Source organism: Phreatobacter sp. GW821-FHT04C01 (assembly GCF_059420385.1).
The window spans coordinates 169,793-187,116 of record NZ_JBWKTP010000012.1; the positions used below are offsets into that span (position 1 = coordinate 169,793).

11 protein-coding genes are annotated in these 17,324 nt (G+C 68.6%); 10 read left to right on the forward strand and 1 reads right to left on the reverse strand.

What is annotated here, in order from left to right; all coding sequences use genetic code 11:
- The first annotated feature begins 85 nt into the window (after positions 1 to 85).
- The 10 genes from AC07WJ_RS32585 (at position 86) to AC07WJ_RS32630 (ending at position 15,934) form a co-directional block, all read left to right on the forward strand.
- On the forward strand, positions 86 to 955 hold the full coding sequence (locus AC07WJ_RS32585; RefSeq protein WP_494938885.1) for a branched-chain amino acid ABC transporter permease: 870 nt from the start codon (positions 86 to 88) through the stop codon (positions 953 to 955).
- Positions 952 to 3,483: a branched-chain amino acid ABC transporter ATP-binding protein/permease gene (locus AC07WJ_RS32590; protein WP_494938886.1), complete on the forward strand. Its 2,532-nt coding sequence runs from the start codon at positions 952 to 954 to the stop codon at positions 3,481 to 3,483. The genes AC07WJ_RS32585 and AC07WJ_RS32590 overlap by 4 nt, the downstream gene beginning before the upstream one ends.
- Before the next feature lie 40 nt (positions 3,484 to 3,523).
- Positions 3,524 to 4,345 (forward strand): shikimate dehydrogenase family protein, encoded by an 822-nt coding sequence (locus tag AC07WJ_RS32595; protein ID WP_494938887.1) that lies wholly within the window; start codon positions 3,524 to 3,526, stop codon positions 4,343 to 4,345.
- Positions 4,342 to 6,051: an FAD-dependent oxidoreductase gene (locus AC07WJ_RS32600; protein WP_494938888.1), complete on the forward strand. Its 1,710-nt coding sequence runs from the start codon at positions 4,342 to 4,344 to the stop codon at positions 6,049 to 6,051. The genes AC07WJ_RS32595 and AC07WJ_RS32600 overlap by 4 nt, the downstream gene beginning before the upstream one ends.
- A gap of 13 nt (positions 6,052 to 6,064) precedes the next feature.
- Positions 6,065 to 7,831 carry an FAD-dependent oxidoreductase gene (locus tag AC07WJ_RS32605; RefSeq protein WP_494938948.1) on the forward strand — a complete coding sequence of 589 codons (1,767 nt, stop codon included), beginning with the start codon at positions 6,065 to 6,067 and terminating at the stop codon, positions 7,829 to 7,831.
- Positions 7,821 to 8,435 (forward strand): NIPSNAP family protein, encoded by a 615-nt coding sequence (locus tag AC07WJ_RS32610; protein WP_494938889.1) that lies wholly within the window; start codon positions 7,821 to 7,823, stop codon positions 8,433 to 8,435. Before AC07WJ_RS32605 ends, AC07WJ_RS32610 begins: the two co-directional genes overlap by 11 nt.
- A 12-nt stretch (positions 8,436 to 8,447) precedes the next feature.
- A complete protein-coding gene (locus AC07WJ_RS32615) occupies positions 8,448 to 9,275 on the forward strand; it encodes a sugar phosphate isomerase/epimerase family protein (protein WP_494938890.1) in 828 nt (275 codons plus the stop codon).
- Positions 9,272 to 10,063 carry an SDR family NAD(P)-dependent oxidoreductase gene (locus tag AC07WJ_RS32620; protein WP_494938891.1) on the forward strand — a complete coding sequence of 264 codons (792 nt, stop codon included), beginning with the start codon at positions 9,272 to 9,274 and terminating at the stop codon, positions 10,061 to 10,063. The genes AC07WJ_RS32615 and AC07WJ_RS32620 overlap by 4 nt, the downstream gene beginning before the upstream one ends.
- Before the next feature lie 762 nt (positions 10,064 to 10,825).
- Positions 10,826 to 11,749, forward strand: a complete 924-nt coding sequence (locus AC07WJ_RS32625; RefSeq protein WP_494938892.1) for a LytTR family transcriptional regulator DNA-binding domain-containing protein — start codon at positions 10,826 to 10,828, stop codon at positions 11,747 to 11,749.
- Between the two features lie 192 nt (positions 11,750 to 11,941).
- Positions 11,942 to 15,934: an autotransporter domain-containing protein gene (locus AC07WJ_RS32630; protein ID WP_494938893.1), complete on the forward strand. Its 3,993-nt coding sequence runs from the start codon at positions 11,942 to 11,944 to the stop codon at positions 15,932 to 15,934.
- Here AC07WJ_RS32630 and AC07WJ_RS32635 read toward each other — a convergent pair.
- Positions 15,931 to 17,274 carry a chorismate-binding protein gene (locus AC07WJ_RS32635; RefSeq protein ID WP_494938894.1) on the reverse strand — a complete coding sequence of 448 codons (1,344 nt, stop codon included), beginning with the start codon at positions 17,272 to 17,274 and terminating at the stop codon, positions 15,931 to 15,933. The two genes, AC07WJ_RS32630 and AC07WJ_RS32635, sit on opposite strands and share 4 nt — an antisense overlap.
- Between the last annotated feature and the right edge of the window lie 50 nt (positions 17,275 to 17,324).

The window sequence follows — 17,324 nt, forward strand, 5'->3', positions numbered from 1 at the left end:
CCTTCGCGACACCATGACCGCTCGATAGCGAGCCAGGCACGACACCGGCCGTCTCCGCCGGTGTCGTCGCCCCGGAAGGTGCCCCATGCTCGACATGATCCTGTCCCAAGCCGTCAACGGCCTCGTGCTCGGCTTCCTCTACGTGCTCATCGCCATTGGCCTGTCGATCATTTTCGGCCTGCTCGGCATCGTCAATTTCGCCCATGGCGCCTTCTTCGCGCTCGGCGCCTATTTCGCGCTGTCGCTGTCGCGCCAGTTCGGCTGGGCCGCCATCTGGCTGGCGCCTGTTCTGACCGGCCTCGTCGGCATGGTCGTGGAATTCGTGCTGATCCGCAGGCTCTACGGCAAGGAGCCACTGCTCGGCCTGATCCTGACCTTCGCGCTGGCGCTGCTGATCGAGGCCCTGCTGCGGCTTGCCTATGGCGGCGCGCCGGTGCCGTTCAGCGCACCACGCTTCCTCTCCGGCTTCGTCGAATATGGCCCGATCCTGATCACCAAATACCGGCTGTTCGTGCTCGGCACGACGGTCACGGCGCTGATCGGACTCTGGGCCTTCCTGGTCTACACCCCCTATGGCCGGATCCTGCGCGCCGGCTCGCGCGACGGCGAAATGGTCGGCCTGCTCGGCATCAACCTGCCGCGCGTGCTGTCGGGCGTATTCGGCCTCGGCTGCCTGCTCGCGGGGCTCGCCGGCATGCTCGCCGCGCCGCTCTGGACGGTCAATCCGTCCATGGCCGCCGGCGCCATCATGCCGGCCTTCGTCATCGTCACCATTGGCGGGCTCGGTTCCTATAACGGCGCGATCATCGCCGGCCTGCTGGTCGGCATCGTCACGGCCATGACCATCCAGTTCAAACCGGAAGCCTCGGGCGCGGCCATGTACGTGCTGATGGCGATCATCCTGCTCGTCAGGCCGCGTGGCCTGTTCGGCGAGCGTTGGGAGAGATTCGAATGAAGGCCCGCTCGCTCCTGACCCATCCGGTCCTCTGGGCCGCCGCCGTCCTGGCCGGGCTGTCCGTGCTGTGGACCACGCTCGGCGCACCGATCTCGCTGGTCACCCAGATCGCCATCTATGCGCTCTATGGCGCCGGCGTGAACCTCTTGATCGGCTATACCGGCCTGGTGCCGTTCGGCGCCTCGGTGTTCTTCGGCTGCGCCAGCTATGCGGTCGCCTTCGCCATCGTCAGCGTGGTCGGCAATGAATTCGCCGCCCTCGCGCTGTCCGTCGTCTTCTCCATGGTCATGGCGCTCGCCATGGGCCTGATCATTCTCAGGCGCCGCGGCCTCTATTTCTCGCTGCTCACCCTCGCGTTCTCCCAAATCGCCTTTGAACTCGCGTTCAAATGGACCAGCGTCACCGGCGGCGAGAACGGCATCCAGGGCATTCCCCGGCCGTCCTTCGGCAGCGACATGGCCTTCCACGTCTTCACGGTGGCGAGCGTGGTCGCCGGCCTGTGGTTCCTCTGGCGGCTGGTGCATGCTCCCTTCGGCCGCGTTCTGCAGGCGGTGCGCGACAACGAGCAGCGCGCCGCGAGCCTCGGCTACAACACCTATTGGATCAAGCTCGGCTCGTTCACGCTGATGGCCGGCGTCATCGGTTATGCTGGCGGGCTTCTGACCCTGATGCTGCAGGGTGTTTATGCCAATAATCTCAGCTGGCAGCATGCCGGCGATCCCCTGCTGATGACCGTGCTCGGCGGCGTCCACCATTTCCTCGGGCCGCTCTGGGGCGCCATCGCCTTCATCGTGCTGGAGAACCGGCTCTCGGCGCTGACCGAGAACTGGTGGCTGATCTTCGCTCCCATCATCATCGCCTTCGCACTGCTGTCGCCGGAAGGCATTCAGGGCCTCGCCCAAAGGCTCCTGCGCCGCGAGCGCTGGACGCTGACGCGCGCGGCGATCCCGCAGCGCCCGGCCGTCATCGCACCTTACGAAAGCGCCTCGATCGAGGTCGATGCCGACAGGCCGATCCTGTCGGTCCGGGCCTTGAGCAAGAGCTTCGGCAGCCTGGTCACGGCAAAAGACATCGACCTCGACGTCCTGCCCTTCCGCCTCCACAGCATCATCGGGCCGAACGGCGCCGGCAAGACCACCTTCTTCAACATGCTGACCGGCGTGCTGCCGCCGAACAGCGGCAGCATCACCTTCCAGGACCGGGACATCACGGGCTTGCCGATGTATGCGCGGGCGCGCCTCGGCATCAGCCGGTCGTTCCAGATCCTGTCGATCTTCCCGAACCTCACCGTGTTCGAGAATGTCCGGGTCGCGGTGCAGGCGCAGCGCCACGGCATCGGCGGACTGATCCGCGACGCCTATGCGCTCACCGACATCAACGACCGGACCTGGTCGATCCTCGATGCGGTCGGCCTCGCCGACCAGGCGGCCGAAGCTTCGGCCAATCTGCCGCATGGCGCCAAGCGGCTCCTGGAAATCGCCGTGACGCTCGCCACCGACTGCAAGCTGCTGCTGCTCGACGAGCCGCTCGCAGGCCTTGCCGAAGCCGACCGCCAGGTGGTGGCGGCGCTGATCCGCAAGCTCGCCGACCGGCACGCGGTGCTGCTCATCGAGCATGACATCGACCGGGTGCTGGCGCTGTCCGACCGGATCACCGTGCTGCATCAGGGCCGCCTCATCGCCGATGGCCCGCCGGCCGAGGTCGGCTCCAATCCGGAAGTCATCGCCGCCTATCTCGGCGCCGCCCGGGACGGCGAGGCGGTGGCCGCCGCGCCCGCCGTGGCGCGCACCGACGCGACCGCGTCGAAGCCGCTGCTGGTGGTGGAGAATGTCGCGGTCGGCTATGGCGGCTCCTCGGTGCTCGACGATCTCAGCCTGATCGTCCGCGAGGGCGAGGCGGTGGCCCTGCTCGGCCGCAACGGCGTCGGCAAGACCACCACGCTGCGCGCGCTGACGGGAAGCCTGGCGATAGGTTCCGGCACGATGCGTTTCGACGGCACCGACATCACGGCGGCCAGGACCTATGAGATCAACCGGCTCGGCATCTCCCTGGTGCCGGAAGGCCGGCGCCTGTTCCCCAACCTGACCGTCATGGAGAACCTGCAGATCGCCGCGCGGCCGGGCGGGCTCTCCTTCGACGACGTGTTCGAGCTGTTCCCGCGCCTGAAGACGCGCCAGCGCGCCAAGGCCGAAAGCCTGTCCGGCGGCGAGCGTCAGATGGCGGCGATCGCGCGCGCCCTGGTCATGCCGAGCAAGCTGATCCTGCTCGACGAACCGTTCGAGGGCCTGGCGCCCGCCGTCGTCAAGGAGGTGATGGAGGCGCTGGTCCGTTTGCGCGGCAAGGTCGCCATGGTCATCGTCGAGCACCATGCCGAAACCGTGCTGCCGATGGTCGACCGGGCCTATGTGCTGGTCAATGGCCGCATCGCCTTCGAAGGTGACGCCGCGCTGCTCGAACAGGACCACAAGCTGCAGGCGCGCCTGCTCGGCGTCGTCCAGGCCGAACCGGCGCCCGAACCCGTACACTGAAACCGGACCCGACAGCCCGACAAGGGATGGAGCATCAAGCATGACCGTGACAGTCGACGGAGCGACCAGGCTCCACATCATTGTCGGCGACCCGATCGCCCAGGTGAAATCGCCGGCCGGCATGAGCGCGGCCTTCGCGGCGCATGGCCGCAACGCGCTCTGCGTGCCGATCCATGTCGCGCCCAAGGATCTGCCGAACCTGCTCGCCGGCGCGAGCCTGGCGCAGAACATGGACGGCATCATCGTCACCGTGCCGCATAAATTCGCCTGCTATGCCCATTGCACCAGCGCCACCGAGCGGGCGCACTTCCTCGGCGCAGTCAACATCTTGAGGCGCACGGCCGATGGCGGCTGGTTCGGCGAGATGTTCGACGGGCTCGGCTTCGTCGGCGGCATGCGCGCGCGGGGCGGCGAGCCCAAGGGCAAACGCGCCCTGCTGGTCGGCGCCGGCGGCGCCGGCTCGGCCATTGCCCTGGCCCTGGTCGAGGCCGGCGTCAGCGAACTCGCCATTCATGACGAGGACGGCACGCGGCGCGACGCGCTGATCAAGCGGCTGGCCGCGGTCACGGCGACACCCGTCAGGGTCGGCTCGCCCGATCCGGCCGGCTTCGAGCTCATCGCCAATGCGACGCCCGCCGGCATGCGGCCCGGCGATCCCCTGCCGGTTCTGGTCGAGCATTTCACGCCCGACATGTTCGTCGGCTGCGTGATCACCGCGCCGGCCGTCTCGCCCATGGTGGAAGCCGCCCGCGCGATCGGCTGCAAGACCTCGGTCGGCGGCGACATGTATTCAGCCGAGCAGCAGCTGATGCTGGAATTCCTGCTCGCCGGATCCGGCCTGGACGCGAGTGCGCACGGATGATCGGCAAGCTCGACAGGCTTCAGGACGGCGCGACCTATGACGTGGTGGTCATCGGCTCGGGCGGCGCCGGCATGGCGGCGGCGCTGTTCGCCGCGATCGAGGACAAGCGCGTCCTGCTGGTCGAGCGGACCGACTATCTCGGCGGCACGACAGCGCTCTCGGCCGCCACCACCTGGGCGCCGAACAGCCATCACGCCAAAGGTTCCGGCGACAGTTTCGAAAAGGCCGACCGGTTCCTGACCAATGTCGTCGGCAACCATTCAAGGCTCGACATGCGCCGCGCCTTCCTGCGCAGCGCGCCCAAGGCGATCGCCGCGATCGAGGCCGGTTCCGACGTCAGGTTCCGGCCCTATGCGCTGCATCCGGACTATGTCCAGGAGGCGGAGGGCGCGACGCTGACCGGCCGCGCCCTGGAACCCCTGCCCTTCGACGGCCGGCAACTCGGCGAGGCCCTGGCGCTGGTGCGGCCGCCGATCCCGGAATTCACCCTGTTCGGCGGCATGATGGTCGACCGCACCGATATCGGCCATTTGCTGAAGCTGACCCGCTCGACCGTCTCGCTTCGCCATGCGGCCGGGATCCTCGGCCGCTATGGGCTCGACCGGCTGAGCGGACCGCGCGGCACGCGCCTGGTCATGGGCAATGCGCTGATCGGCCGGATGCTGCTGACGCTGCAGAAACGCCAGGTCGATATCGTGCTCGAGACGTCGGTCACCGAACTCACCGCCGCGGGCGACACGGTCACCGGCGTCGTGCTCGCCGGCCAGGGCACGACCCGGCATGTCACGGCGCGATCCGCCGTGGTCATGGCGTCGGGCGGCTTCAACCGCCACAAGACGCGGCGCGCCGAAATGCTGCACCAGCCGACCCCGCAGTTCAGCCCGGGCGCGCCCGGCCATACCGGCGAGCTGCAGGACCTGGCGCTCGGCCTCGGCGCCCGCTTCGGCGAAGGCAATCTCGACAATGCCTTCTGGGCGCCGGTCTCGATACGCAAGCGCGCGGACGGTTCGACCGCGGTGTTCCCGCATTTCGTTCTGGACCGGAGCAAACCCGGCACGGTGGCGGTCAACAGCCTCGGCCGCCGCTTCGTCAACGAAACCGTCTCCTACCACCTGTTCTCGCGCGCCATGTTCGAGACCCACCCTCAGGCGCCCTGCATTCCCGCCTTCCTGATCACCGATGCCGAAGCCTTGCGGAAATACGGGCTCGGCATGGTTCGGCCGGGCGGCCGCGGATTGAAACCCTACCTCGCCGACGGCTATCTGACCGAAGCCCCATCCATTGCCGCGCTCGCCGGCCAGCTTGGCATCGGCGCCGAGGCGCTGGCCCAGACCATCGCCGCCATGAACGGTTACGCCAAGACCGGGATCGACACCGAATTCGGCCGCGGCACCACCGCCTATCACCGGGTCAATGGCGATGCCGGCCAGCAGCCGAACCCGACGCTCGGCCCGATCGCCACCGCGCCCTTCTATGCGGTGAAGCTCTATCCCGGCGATATCGGCGCAGCCAATGGCCTCGTCACCAACGAGCAGGCCGAGGTGATCGACCGCGACAACCAGCCGATCCGCCACCTCTATGCCTGCGGCAACGACATGCAATCGATCATGGGCGGCACCTATCCCGGCCCCGGCATCACCATCGGTCCCGCCATCACCTTCGCCTATCGCGCCATCCGCCACGCCCTCCATGGCGAAACCAGTTGACGGCGTGCCGACCATGATCATCCCGGAGCAAGAGAGCCATGAGGTCAATTGCGACCTCGTCGTCGTCGGATCGGGCGCCGCCGGGCTCTCGGCCGCGGTGACCGCTGCCTTTCTCGGTCTCGACGTCGTACTGGTCGAGAAGGAGCCGGTCTTGGGCGGCACCAGCGCCTGGTCGGGCGGCTGGCTCTGGATACCCCGCAATCCGCTGGCGCTCGCCGCGGGCATCGACGAAGACCCGGCGCGGCCGCGCGACTATCTGCGCCACGAACTCGGCAACCGCTACGACGCGCGCCTGGCCGACATGTTCCTGGACCAGGGGCCGCGCATGGTGTCCTTCTTCCTGAAGCACAGCGCGCTCGCCTTCATCGCCGGCAATACGATCCCGGATTTCCACAGCGACAACCCCGCGGCGGCCCCCGGCGGGCGCTCGGTCTGCGCCGCGCCCTTCGACGGCCGCAGGCTCGGCGCCCGGATCAAGGACCTGCGCCCGCCGCTTCAGGAGATCTCGCCCTTCGGCATGGGCATCGCGGCGGGCGACGACATCAAGCATTTCCTGAATGCCACCACGTCCTTCGCCTCGTTCTGCCATGTGGCGAGACGCCTCATCCGCCATGGACGCGACATCGCGCTGAACGGCCGCGGCATGCAGCTCGTCAACGGCAATGCGCTGGTTGCGGCCCTGCTGAAGACCGCCGACGACCTCAAGGTGCGGATCCTGACGGCGGCGCCGGTGCGCGCGCTTGTTCGGGAGGGCGAAGCGGTGGTCGGCGTCAAGGTCGAGAGCGACGGGCGGATGGTGGAGATCAGGGCAAGGCGCGGCGTGGTGCTGGCGGCTGGCGGCTTTCCCCATGACGTCGCGCGCAAGGCCGCGCTGTTCCCCCATGCGCCGAGCGGCCGGGAGCATTGGTCCGCGGCACCGGCGAGCAATACCGGCGACGGACTGCGGCTCGGCGAGAGCGCCGGCGGTACGGTAAGCCGCGATCTCGCGACGGCGGGCGCCTGGGCGCCGGTATCGCTGGTGCCACGCCCTGATGGCTCCTTCGGTCACTTCCCGCACCTGATCGAACGGGCCAAGCCCGGGCTCATCGCGGTGCGTCGCGACGGCCGGCGCTTCACCAACGAGGCGGATTCCTACCACGACATGATGAGCGCCTTGTTCGCCGCCACACCCGGGGGGGAGGCGCCGGAAGCCTGGCTCATTTGCGATCACCGGTTCCAGCGCCGCTATGGCCTCGGCCACGCCCGCCCCCGCCCCTTCCCGCTCGGCCGCTGGCTTGCCAGCGGCTACCTCAAGCGCGGCGCGACCATCGACGCGCTCGCCGCGGCCTGCGGCATCGACCCCAGCGGCCTCGACGAGACCCTCGCCGTCTATAATCATCACGCGGCCGAGGGACGCGATCCGCTCTTTCACCGGGGCGAGAGCGCCTATAACCGGGTGCAGGGCGAGCCGGCCCACCCGCTCAACCCGAGCGTCGCGCCGATCATCAAGGCGCCGTTCTACGCGGTAAAGGTCGTCGCCGGCAGCCTCGGCACCTTTTCCGGCCTCGTCACCGACGAATATGCCCGCGTGCTCGGCCCGGACCGCCAGCCGGTCACCGGCCTCTATGCGGTCGGCAACGACATGGCGAGCATCATGGGCGGCCACTATCCGAGCGGCGGCATCACGCTCGGCCCGGCCATGACCTTCGGCTTCATCGCCGCCCATCACGCCAGCGGCACGCCGCTGCCGCAAGATCCTGACCGCCCCTCTTCAACCCCGGAGCCGACCCATGCTCTATGAACTCGCCACGCTCGCCATCCGACTTGGAACCGCCGCCAAGGCGGTTGCCGGCATCGACAGCTATGTGAAGGATCCGGCCGCCAAGGGCCGCCTGCTCGGCTGCTGGGCAAGCGAGATCGGCGAGCTCAACCGGCTGATCGTGCTGCGCGGCTTCGCCGACGCCACCGAGCTCGCCGCGGAACGGACCCGCACGCTCGGCACCACCAATCCGTTCCATTGCGGCGAGGCGCTCAGCCATTTGCGCCTGGAGAGCTATGCGCCGTTTTCCTTTCTGCCGCCGGTCGCGCCGGGCACATTCGGCGGCGTCTACGAGATCCGCACCTATGCCCTGAAGCTCGGCGGCGTCGGCCCGACCAGTGCCGCCTGGGAGGCCGCCATGCCGGAACGCGCCAAGCTGTCGCCCCTGACGATTGCCATGTATGCGCTCGACGGGCCGCAGCGCTTCACCCATATCTGGCCCTATGCGAGCCTCGACGCGCGTGCCGCCGTGCGCGCCGAATCCGTCGCCAAGGGCGTCTGGCCGCCGAAGGGCGGACCGGACTGGCTGACCGGCGACATGCAGTCGACCATCGGCCTGCCCACCGCGATCTCGCCGCTCGCCTGAGGGAGAGAGACCATGACGCCGGACTATTCGCTCGCCCATCTGACCGTGCTCGCCCTGACGCCACCGGAAATCGTCAAGGTGGCGGCCGCGACCGGCTATCAGTTCGCCGGCATCCGCCTGCTGCCGGCCTCTCCGGGCGGCGTGGCCTATTCCTTGATGGAGGACCCGGCGGCCCTGCGCGAAACGCTGCGCGTAATCGCCGATACCGGCGTCGGCGTCTTCGACCTGGAGATCATCCGGGTCGGCGAAGGCTTCGACCCAGGCCAATACCTTCGCTTCTTCGAGGTCGGCCGGAAGCTCGGTGCCAAAGCAATCCTGGTGGCCGGCGACGACACCGATGAAGCCCGCATGACGGCGAATTTCGCCGCGCTTTGCGAAGCCGCGGCGCCCTTCGGCCTCTCCTGCGATCTCGAATTCATGCCCTGGACGAAGGTGCCGGATGCACCCTCCGCCTTGCGCATCGTCGCCGGCGCCGACCAGCCGAATGGCGGCGTGCTGGTCGACGGGCTGCATTATGGCCGGTCGAACTCGACGCTCGCCGATGTCGCGGCGATCCCGCGCCAATGGCTGCATTACGCCCAGATCTGCGACGGACCGGCGGGCACGGCACCGATCGAGGACCTGATCCATGTCGCGCGCTGCGAACGCCAGTTGCCGGGCGAAGGCGGCATCGATCTCGTCGGCCTGTTCGCGACCTTGCCCGCGGATCTGCCCGTCAGCGTCGAATTGCCGAGCGAGAGCCGGGCGCCGCAGCTCGGCCCGGAGGAATGGGCGCGCCGGACGCTCACCGCGGCAAAAGCGACGGTTGCCGCGGCAGCGGCCCGGCGGGCGGCGGCATGAAAGCGCTGATCACCGGCGCCAGTCGCGGCATCGGCCGCGCCATCGCGCTCCGGCTTGCTCGCGACGCCGCGGCACGGGCGAGCGATGCCGCGATCGTCGTTGCGGCCAACCGGCCATCGGCCGAACTGGCTTCGATCGCCGCGGAGATCACCGCGCTCGGCATCCGGGTACTGCCGGTAAGCGGCGATCTTGCCGATGCCGCGACGCCGCAGCGCCTCGTCGACGAGGCGCTGGCTTTCTGCGGCGGGCTCGACGCGCTCGTCTGCAATGCCGGCATCACCGCGCCCGCGCCGCTTGCGGGCCTCACGCTCGACCAATGGGACCGGCTCTTTGCGATCAACAGCCGCGCGCCCTGGCTGCTCGCCCAGGCCGCCCGTGCCGCGCTCGCCGGCAGCCGGGGTGCCTATGTGGCGATCGCCTCAATGTCCGGCTTGGAACCGCATGTCGGACACGGCGCCTATTCCGCGTCCAAGGCGGCGCTCATCATGCTGTGCCGGCAACTGGCGCAGGAATGGGGCCCGGCCGGCATCCGGGTCAATGCCGTTTGCCCCGGCATGATCCGCACGCCGATGACCGAGCCCATCTATCAAGATGCCGATATCGCCGCACTGCGGGACAGGATCGTGCCACTCCAAAGGGTTGGTCGTCCCGAGGATGTCGCCGATGTCGTGGCGTTCCTGGCGAGCCGCGACGCGCGTTATGTCACCGGCGAAGCGATCCGCGTCGATGGCGGTTTCGCCAGCTCCATCCTGGCCCATGTTCCAGGGCTGGCGCGTTCGGGGGAGTGAGGCTTCGCGCCGTGCCGCGGCAGATCGGGCAGGACCGGCATGCACAAGCGGATTGATCCGGCCCTGGCCTGACCTCGCATGCCCCGCACCTGGCCCCGACCGGGCTCGTCGCTGAGATCGGCGTCTTACCCCCGTCTCAGACATGCGCGGATGGTTGGGACAAGCCCGGCCAAGACGACGCAGACACAGCCGCCACGAATGCCTGTCGGTCTCTGTGACGGTCCCCGACGCCCGCGACCCTCGTCCGGCGCCTGACGAGGCTTCCTCTGGCCCCCGCCACTGCGCTGTGGAACGGGCGCTCGACGCAAATCTCGACAAACGCCCGACGCCCTCGCGAAGGGCATGAGCGCCCTCAACCCGGACATATCCGATCGGGTCCGCCACGTGAATATCGCCGCTCGACGGCACAATGCGGCGCTCCCGGCGCCAATGATCCGGCGAGCGGTCTCGGCGCCATCCGCCGGCATGGCCAGATCATTGCACGCAAATCTCCCGCATTTTCTATCCCGTAACGTAAGAGACAACCGTTCGCCTGCGAATAAGAATTGAACCTTACGAACCGATTGCAAATATGGCAATGATCGTTTCTATCCCTTATCGAACGCGTGTTCGATTCCGTCATTGCAATTCAAAATGATGCCACGTTGAAGTATCCATGCATTTTTCCGATTGAAATGCTGCCACGAATCGAACCGATTCTTGAATGTTGGTGGGACGAAAAAAAGGAGCCGACCGCTGAACGGCCCATATCCTTCATACGAGGTGATATCGCCGAGCGTCGCGACCGGGCAGGACGGCGCCGCGGATGGTTCCGGCTGGGCGTTGCGCGCCGCGGTCCATCTGCTCGCCCTGCCGATCGACCGGGCGATATCAGCCATTCTGGCGGAATTCGGCGAGCTGGCCGGGGCGGATCGCGCCTGGATGTTCGAATATGACGAAAGCCTGCTGCGGTTTCGCAACACCCATCGATGGGACCGCATCGGGGTGAGCCAGCACGCCGAGGATCTGCAGGACGCGCCCGTCACGATGATCGCGTGGCTGCATCAGTTCCTGGTTCAGGGCCAGGCGGTGATGATCAACGATGTCGCGGGGCTTCCCCGGACGGCGAGGTCGCTGAAGGCGGAAATGCTTCGGCGGAACCACAAGAGCGTCCTGAACGTCCCGCTGTTCCATCGGGACGTCCTGCGCGGCTGCATCGGCTTCGATGCGACCACGCGGCTACGCCGCTGGGATGGGCAGGCGATCGACACGCTGTTCCACTGCGCGCGGTTGATCGGCCTTGCCCGCTATTCCGACCGGAGCACCGGCGACACAGCCCGTGTTCAGGCGGCGTCGAGCCCGCTCGCGCCCTTGATCCATTTGAGACTGCAGGGCCGCAGCCGCGGCATTGTCCCCGAGGAGATCCTCGGCCTGCGCGCCGCGGGCGATTACACCGATGTCTGGCTGGTCGACGGTTCCAGGCTGACCGACCATCGGACGCTGTCGATCTGGGCCGGCATGTTGCCGAAGGCGACATTCGTGCGCATCCATCGCGCCGCCATCGTCAACCTTCCGCATGTCGAGGTGCTCGACCGTCATGCCGGTCGGCTACGCGAACGCTGGGAGTTACGCCTGCGCACGCTCAACACGCTCTGGGTGGTGTCTCGTCCCTATCGGGCGGAACTGCGGTCGCGGCTCGGCGTTTGACCGCCTTGCCACCGGAAACAACCACGTCCCGCGGCCGAACAAGCCGGTATCAACGAAAAAATTCTGGATTTCTGTCAATTCGCCGAACCGGCATGTCGTGTTTTTCCGCCGCGCTTGCCTTCGTTTCGGCTCTCGCGAACAAAAAGCCAGGCGATGCGACCCCGCATCACAATCATGGCGCGAGCCTCCTCGATGATTGCCAAAGTCCGCCGAAATCGCTTCCTGAGCTCGACCGCGCTGGCAGGATCGCTGCTGGCCAGGCTCGCCCGCTCGCCCGTACCGGCAGGCGAGAGCGACGTCACGACGCGCCGCGCTCGCCGGCATGGCGTACCCGCAGCGGCCTCGTCGCAGCGCCATGGCGCTTCGCTGTGGCCGGTCGGCTCATCGCTGTCGCTCGCGCTGGCCGGCCTGGTGGCGCTGGCCGGGCCGGGGCCGGTGAGTGCCGCGGACGTGACCTGGATCGGTGTCGGCAACCAGAGCTGGACCGACGGCGCCCAATGGTCGCCGGCCAGCCCGCCGACATCCGCTGACCGGGCTCTTCTCAACGGCAGCGGCGGCGCCGTGACCGCAACGCTCGGCGGCGCGGGTGTCGCACAAAGCATCGAGCTGCAGGATAATGCGCAGCTCATCCTCAACAACAATGCCACGCTGGGCGTCGGCACCAACATCCTGCTCGGCACGACCGTCAACGCGGCGCTGTCCACGCTGCGCGTCGAGGGCGGCGCCGTCGCCACCACAGCCGGCCTGCTTGTCGGCAATGCCCTGGGCAGCAGCGGCGTCGTGAATGTCTCCGGTGCCGGCAGCACGCTGAACGTCACCAGCCAGGCGGTGATCGGCGCTGCCGGCACGGGCACATTGACGATCCGCGGCGGTGGCCTGGTGAATGTCGGCGGCGGCGCGGGGACGCTTTATGTCGGCACGGCGGGCGGGGGCACCGGCACGCTCAAGATGGGCGATGCCACGGGCGCCGGCACGCTGGCCGCGGCGGTGGTCGACCTGCGCAACGCCACCTCCAGCGTCGAATTCAACGCAACCGGCACGCAGACCTTCGCCCCGGTGATTTCCGGCAGCGGTTTCGTCGTGCAGAACGGCAACGCGGCCTCGGTGACGATCCTGACCGGAGCCAATACCTATTCGGGCGGCACGCGGATCGTCGCCGGCACGATACAGGTCGCCAATGACGGCAATCTCGGCGCGGCCGGCGGCGGCATCACCTTTGCCAATACGACCGTCGTCGGCGGCGCGGCCACCGGCGCCGACGCGATCTTGCGGACGACGGCCACGTTCTCGAGCAGCAGAGGCGTGGCCTTCACCTCTTTCGGCGGGCGCATCGAGACCGATCTCGGCACGACGCTGACCCTGTCCGGCGCGATCACCACCGGCGGCAGCGCCAGTTTCTTCAAGCAAGGCGACGGCACGCTGGTGCTGACCGGCGACAGTTCGGCCAATTATTTCGGCCGGACATGGGTGCATGGCGGCACGCTCAGGATCGAAGGCGGCGGCAAGCTCGGCAGCGCGGCGACCTCGGGCCAGGCCTATATCAGCAACGGCGCCGTCGCGATCGTCACCGGCACCGGCTCGGCCTGGGAAACCTACGGCCAGATGCGGGTCGGCGAACATGGCTCGGGCACGCTCAGGATCGAGGCCGGCGGCACGGTCAGGAGCGGCTCGGGCAGCGGCACCGTCGGCATTGTCGGCAGCGGCGGCGCAAGCGAGGTCGTCATTACCGGCGCCGGTTCGCAATGGCTGGGCGATGGCGTGAACCTCTATGTCGGCCATTCCAATGCGGGGTCGCTGACGGTTGCCAACCAGGGCATCCTCCGGGTCGGCAACACCGGAACCGGCACGATCACCGCCGGCTTCGTCGGCGGCGCGGCGGGCGGCACGATCAATATCGGCGCAGCCGAGGCATCGGCGGCGGCCGCGGCGGGCACGCTGCAGGTCGGCACCGTCGACCTCAACGCCGCGAGCCGCCTCGTGTTCAACCATACCGAGGCGGCCTACAGCTTCGCCCCGACGATCGTCGGGGCCGGCCAGGTGCGCCAGGTCGCCGGCACGACGATCCTCGCTGGTGCCCATAGCTATTCCGGCGGCACGACGATCGTCGGCGGCGTGCTGCAGGTGGCGACCGAGGCCAATCTGGGCAATATCGCCGGCGGCCTGACCATCGGCAACGGCACGCTGCGCGTCACCAGCGGCTTTGCCAGCACCCGCAGCGTAACGCTGACCGGCGCCGCCGCGACCCTCGAGATCCAGGCTGGCGACCATGTCCTGTCCGACGCTATCGATGGCGCCGGCGGTCTCACCAAGACCGGCGCGGGCCAGCTGACCCTTACCGGCGCGAACAGCTATGCCGGCGGCACCACCATCAGCACGGGCCTTCTGCAGATCGGCAATGGCACCACCTCGGGTTCGATCATCGGCAATGTCGTCAACAACGCGACGCTCGCCTTCTACCGCAGCGATGCCATCACCTTTGCCGGCGTGATATCCGGGGCCGGCGCGATCCGTCAGATGGGCGGCGGCCTCACCGACCTGACCGGCAATAGCGGCGGCTTCTCCGGCACGACCACCGTCGAGGCCGGCACGCTCGCCGTCAACGGCACCCTCGGCGGCACGCTCACGGTGCAGTCCGGCGCGACGCTCGCCGGCACCGGCACGGTGGGGAGCCTCGGTTCCACAGTGACCATCGCTGCCGGCGGCGTGCACGCGCCGGGCAATTCCGTCGGCACCCAGATCATCGCCGGGAACTATGTCAATCACGGCACGCTCGTGGTCGAGGGAACCCCTGCAGGGACCGACAAGATCGTGGTCGCCGGCAGCGTCGACATAGCGGGCGCGACACTCAACCTGGTGCTGTCGCCGGCGACCCCGGCGAGCTGGAACCTGCTCAACGGCCCCTACACCCTGATCGACAAGCAGAGCGCCGGTGCCGTGACCGGCACGTTCGGCACCGTCACCAACAACCTGCTCTTTCTGAACCTGAGCCTGAATTATTCCGGCGGCGACGGCAATGACGTGACGCTGCAGCTGACACGCAATGATGCCAGCTTCTCGAGCGTCGCCCTCACCCGCAACCAGATCGCCACCGCCGGCGGCATCGAGAGCCTGCCCAATAGCAATCCGATCTGGCAGGCCGTGGCGATGTCGAGCGACCCGAACATCGTGCGCCGGAGCTTCGACCAGCTCTCCGGCGAGATCCATGCCTCGGCCAAGACGGCGCTGATCGAGGACAGCCGCTTCGTCCGCGAGGCCGCGACCGACCGCCTGCGTTCAGCCTTCGGCGCGGTCGCCGCCGCGACCTTCCCGGTCATGGCCTATGCCGGCGGCGATCCGATCCCTGTGGCCGCCGCCACCGATCGCCTGGCCGTCTGGGGCCAGGGCTTCGGCGCCTGGGGCAACACCCGCAGCGACGGCAATGCCGCCCGCCTCGATCGTTCCACCGGCGGCTTTTTCCTCGGCGCCGACGCGCCGGTTTTCGACGTCTGGCGGGTCGGCCTGCTCGCCGGTTATAGCCGCACCACCTTCGCCGCGCGCGACCGCGCGTCGTCGGGCGGCAGCGACAACTACCATCTCGGTCTCTATGCCGGCACCCAATGGGGCCAGCTCGGCTTCCGCTCGGGTCTCGCCTATACGTGGCACGCCGTCTCGACCGGTCGCAGCGTCCTCATTCCCGGCTTCAACGACAGCCTGAAGGCCAGTTACAACGCCGGCACCTTCCAGGCCTTCGGCGAACTCGGCTACCGGGTCGAGCTGCTCGCGGCCGCGGCCCTGGAGCCCTTCGCCAACATTGCCCATGTCAGCCTCGCGAGCTCCGGCTTCACCGAGCGGGGCGGCGCGGCGGCGCTCAGCGGTTCCGGCCAGACGACACAGGCGACCTTCACCACGCTCGGCCTGCGCGCCGCGACCGGTTTCGATCTCGCCGGCGTTCGCGCCACCGCGCGGGCAACGCTCGGCTGGCGCCATGCCTTCGGCGACATCAACCCGCTGGCCACCCTGGCCTTCGCCGGGAGCAGTGCCTTCACGGTCGCCGGCGTGCCGATCGCCAAAAACGCCACCGTCGTGGAGGCCGGGCTCGACCTCGCCCTGTCGCCGGCGGCGACCTTCGGCCTGTCCTATTCCGGGCAGATCGCCTCGGGCGCCCAGCAGCACGGCGCCAAGGCGAATTTCAGCCTGCGGTTCTAGCGCGACGGGCGGGCCGTGGCCGACGTCGCCGCCCGCTCCGCCTTGGCCGAAACAGCCGGAGCTCGGCGTGCGCGCGCTTCTGCCCTGGCAACCCCGTCGATCAGGAAACGCGCCTTCGACAAGGCCTCGTGATATTCCGCCTCGGCGGTGGAGGTTTCGACCACCTTGCCGCCGACCCGCAACGCCGCGCGGCCCTCGCTGAGCCACAACGAGCGGATGACCACGGCGAGATCGGCAAGGTCCTGGTCGACGATGCCGATCACCCCGCCATAGGGACCGCGCGGGCCGCCTTCCTCGGCGAGGCCGAGCGCCACCGCGGCCCGCTTCGGGCGTCCCGACACGGCGGCGGCCGGCGCCAGCGCAAGGATCGCATCGGCCATGTCGAGGCCTTCGGCAAGCTCCGCTTCCAGTGCCGAATAGAGATGCATGACATGGGAGAAACGGCGGACCTGGCGGTCGATCACCGTCTCGACCGTCCGGCCCCGCGCGACCGGCGTGAGGGCATCGCGTTCGGCCTCGACCACCACGCGGTGCTCGGCCTGGTCCTTGGGATCGGCCAGGAGATCGCGCTCGGCGGCATCGTCCAGGACGGCATTGCCGGTGACCGGCCGCGTGCCGGCATCGGTCTCCAGATGCAGCCGGCCCGCGCGGAGGGTGAGATAAGCGAGCGGCGAGCTGCCGACCAGGGCGTTGCCGCCATGCCTCAGCACGAAACCATAAGGTGATGGATTGGCCGCGACGAATTCGCGGTAGAGCGCAAAGGGGTTCGCCTCGGTCACCTTGGACAGGCCGAGCGACAGCACCGCGCCTTCGACCCTGCCGGCGGCGACGGCCCGCTTGATGGTCTCGACACCGCCGGCATAGTCGGCAAAACCAAGATCCGCGGTCCAGTCCGAGAGATCCGCGCGCGGCATCGCGGCCACTGGTCGCGTTTCGGGTGGAGTGAGGCCAAGGAGCCGCCGATACAGCCCTTGTTCGTCGGCCGAGACCAGCGTGAGCCCACCGCTGACGTGGTCGATGTCGAAACCCTCCCGGACGCACGCGACGAGATGGCCGGGAAGGCCCGGGGTTTCGCCCGGCGGCCCGCCGAGCAGCGCTTCGAAACCGGCAAAGACCAGCACCAGGCCAGGGCCCGCGACCTTGCCGCCGGGCCGGCCCAGGCCGGCGCGGAGCGCGCCGGCGAAATCGCCCGCGCCGGCAACGGCCTCGACCTCCAGGCCGACCACCGTACGGATCAGCCGGCGGGTCGCCAGGTCGAAGCGCTGGAACAGAAAGGCGGTTCCGCCGCCGAGCTCGTCGGCAGCCGCGATCGGATCAAGATCCGGCATCGCTTCACGCATGGCGTCCATCCCCTTCGACCGCCGCTTAGGACTGTCGGCTCCGGGCGATA

Coding starts and splice junctions, on each gene's coding strand:
- AC07WJ_RS32605 (WP_494938948.1), top strand. CDS start 6,065: ATGATCATCCCGGAGCAAGAGAGCCATGAGGTCAATTGCGACCTCGTC.
- AC07WJ_RS32620 (WP_494938891.1), top strand. CDS start 9,272: ATGAAAGCGCTGATCACCGGCGCCAGTCGCGGCATCGGCCGCGCCATC.
- AC07WJ_RS32600 (WP_494938888.1), top strand. CDS start 4,342: ATGATCGGCAAGCTCGACAGGCTTCAGGACGGCGCGACCTATGACGTG.
- AC07WJ_RS32585 (WP_494938885.1), top strand. CDS start 86: ATGCTCGACATGATCCTGTCCCAAGCCGTCAACGGCCTCGTGCTCGGC.
- AC07WJ_RS32610 (WP_494938889.1), top strand. CDS start 7,821: ATGCTCTATGAACTCGCCACGCTCGCCATCCGACTTGGAACCGCCGCC.
- AC07WJ_RS32635 (WP_494938894.1), bottom strand. CDS start 17,274: ATGCGTGAAGCGATGCCGGATCTTGATCCGATCGCGGCTGCCGACGAG.
- AC07WJ_RS32615 (WP_494938890.1), top strand. CDS start 8,448: ATGACGCCGGACTATTCGCTCGCCCATCTGACCGTGCTCGCCCTGACG.
- AC07WJ_RS32595 (WP_494938887.1), top strand. CDS start 3,524: ATGACCGTGACAGTCGACGGAGCGACCAGGCTCCACATCATTGTCGGC.
- AC07WJ_RS32590 (WP_494938886.1), top strand. CDS start 952: ATGAAGGCCCGCTCGCTCCTGACCCATCCGGTCCTCTGGGCCGCCGCC.
- AC07WJ_RS32630 (WP_494938893.1), top strand. CDS start 11,942: ATGATTGCCAAAGTCCGCCGAAATCGCTTCCTGAGCTCGACCGCGCTG.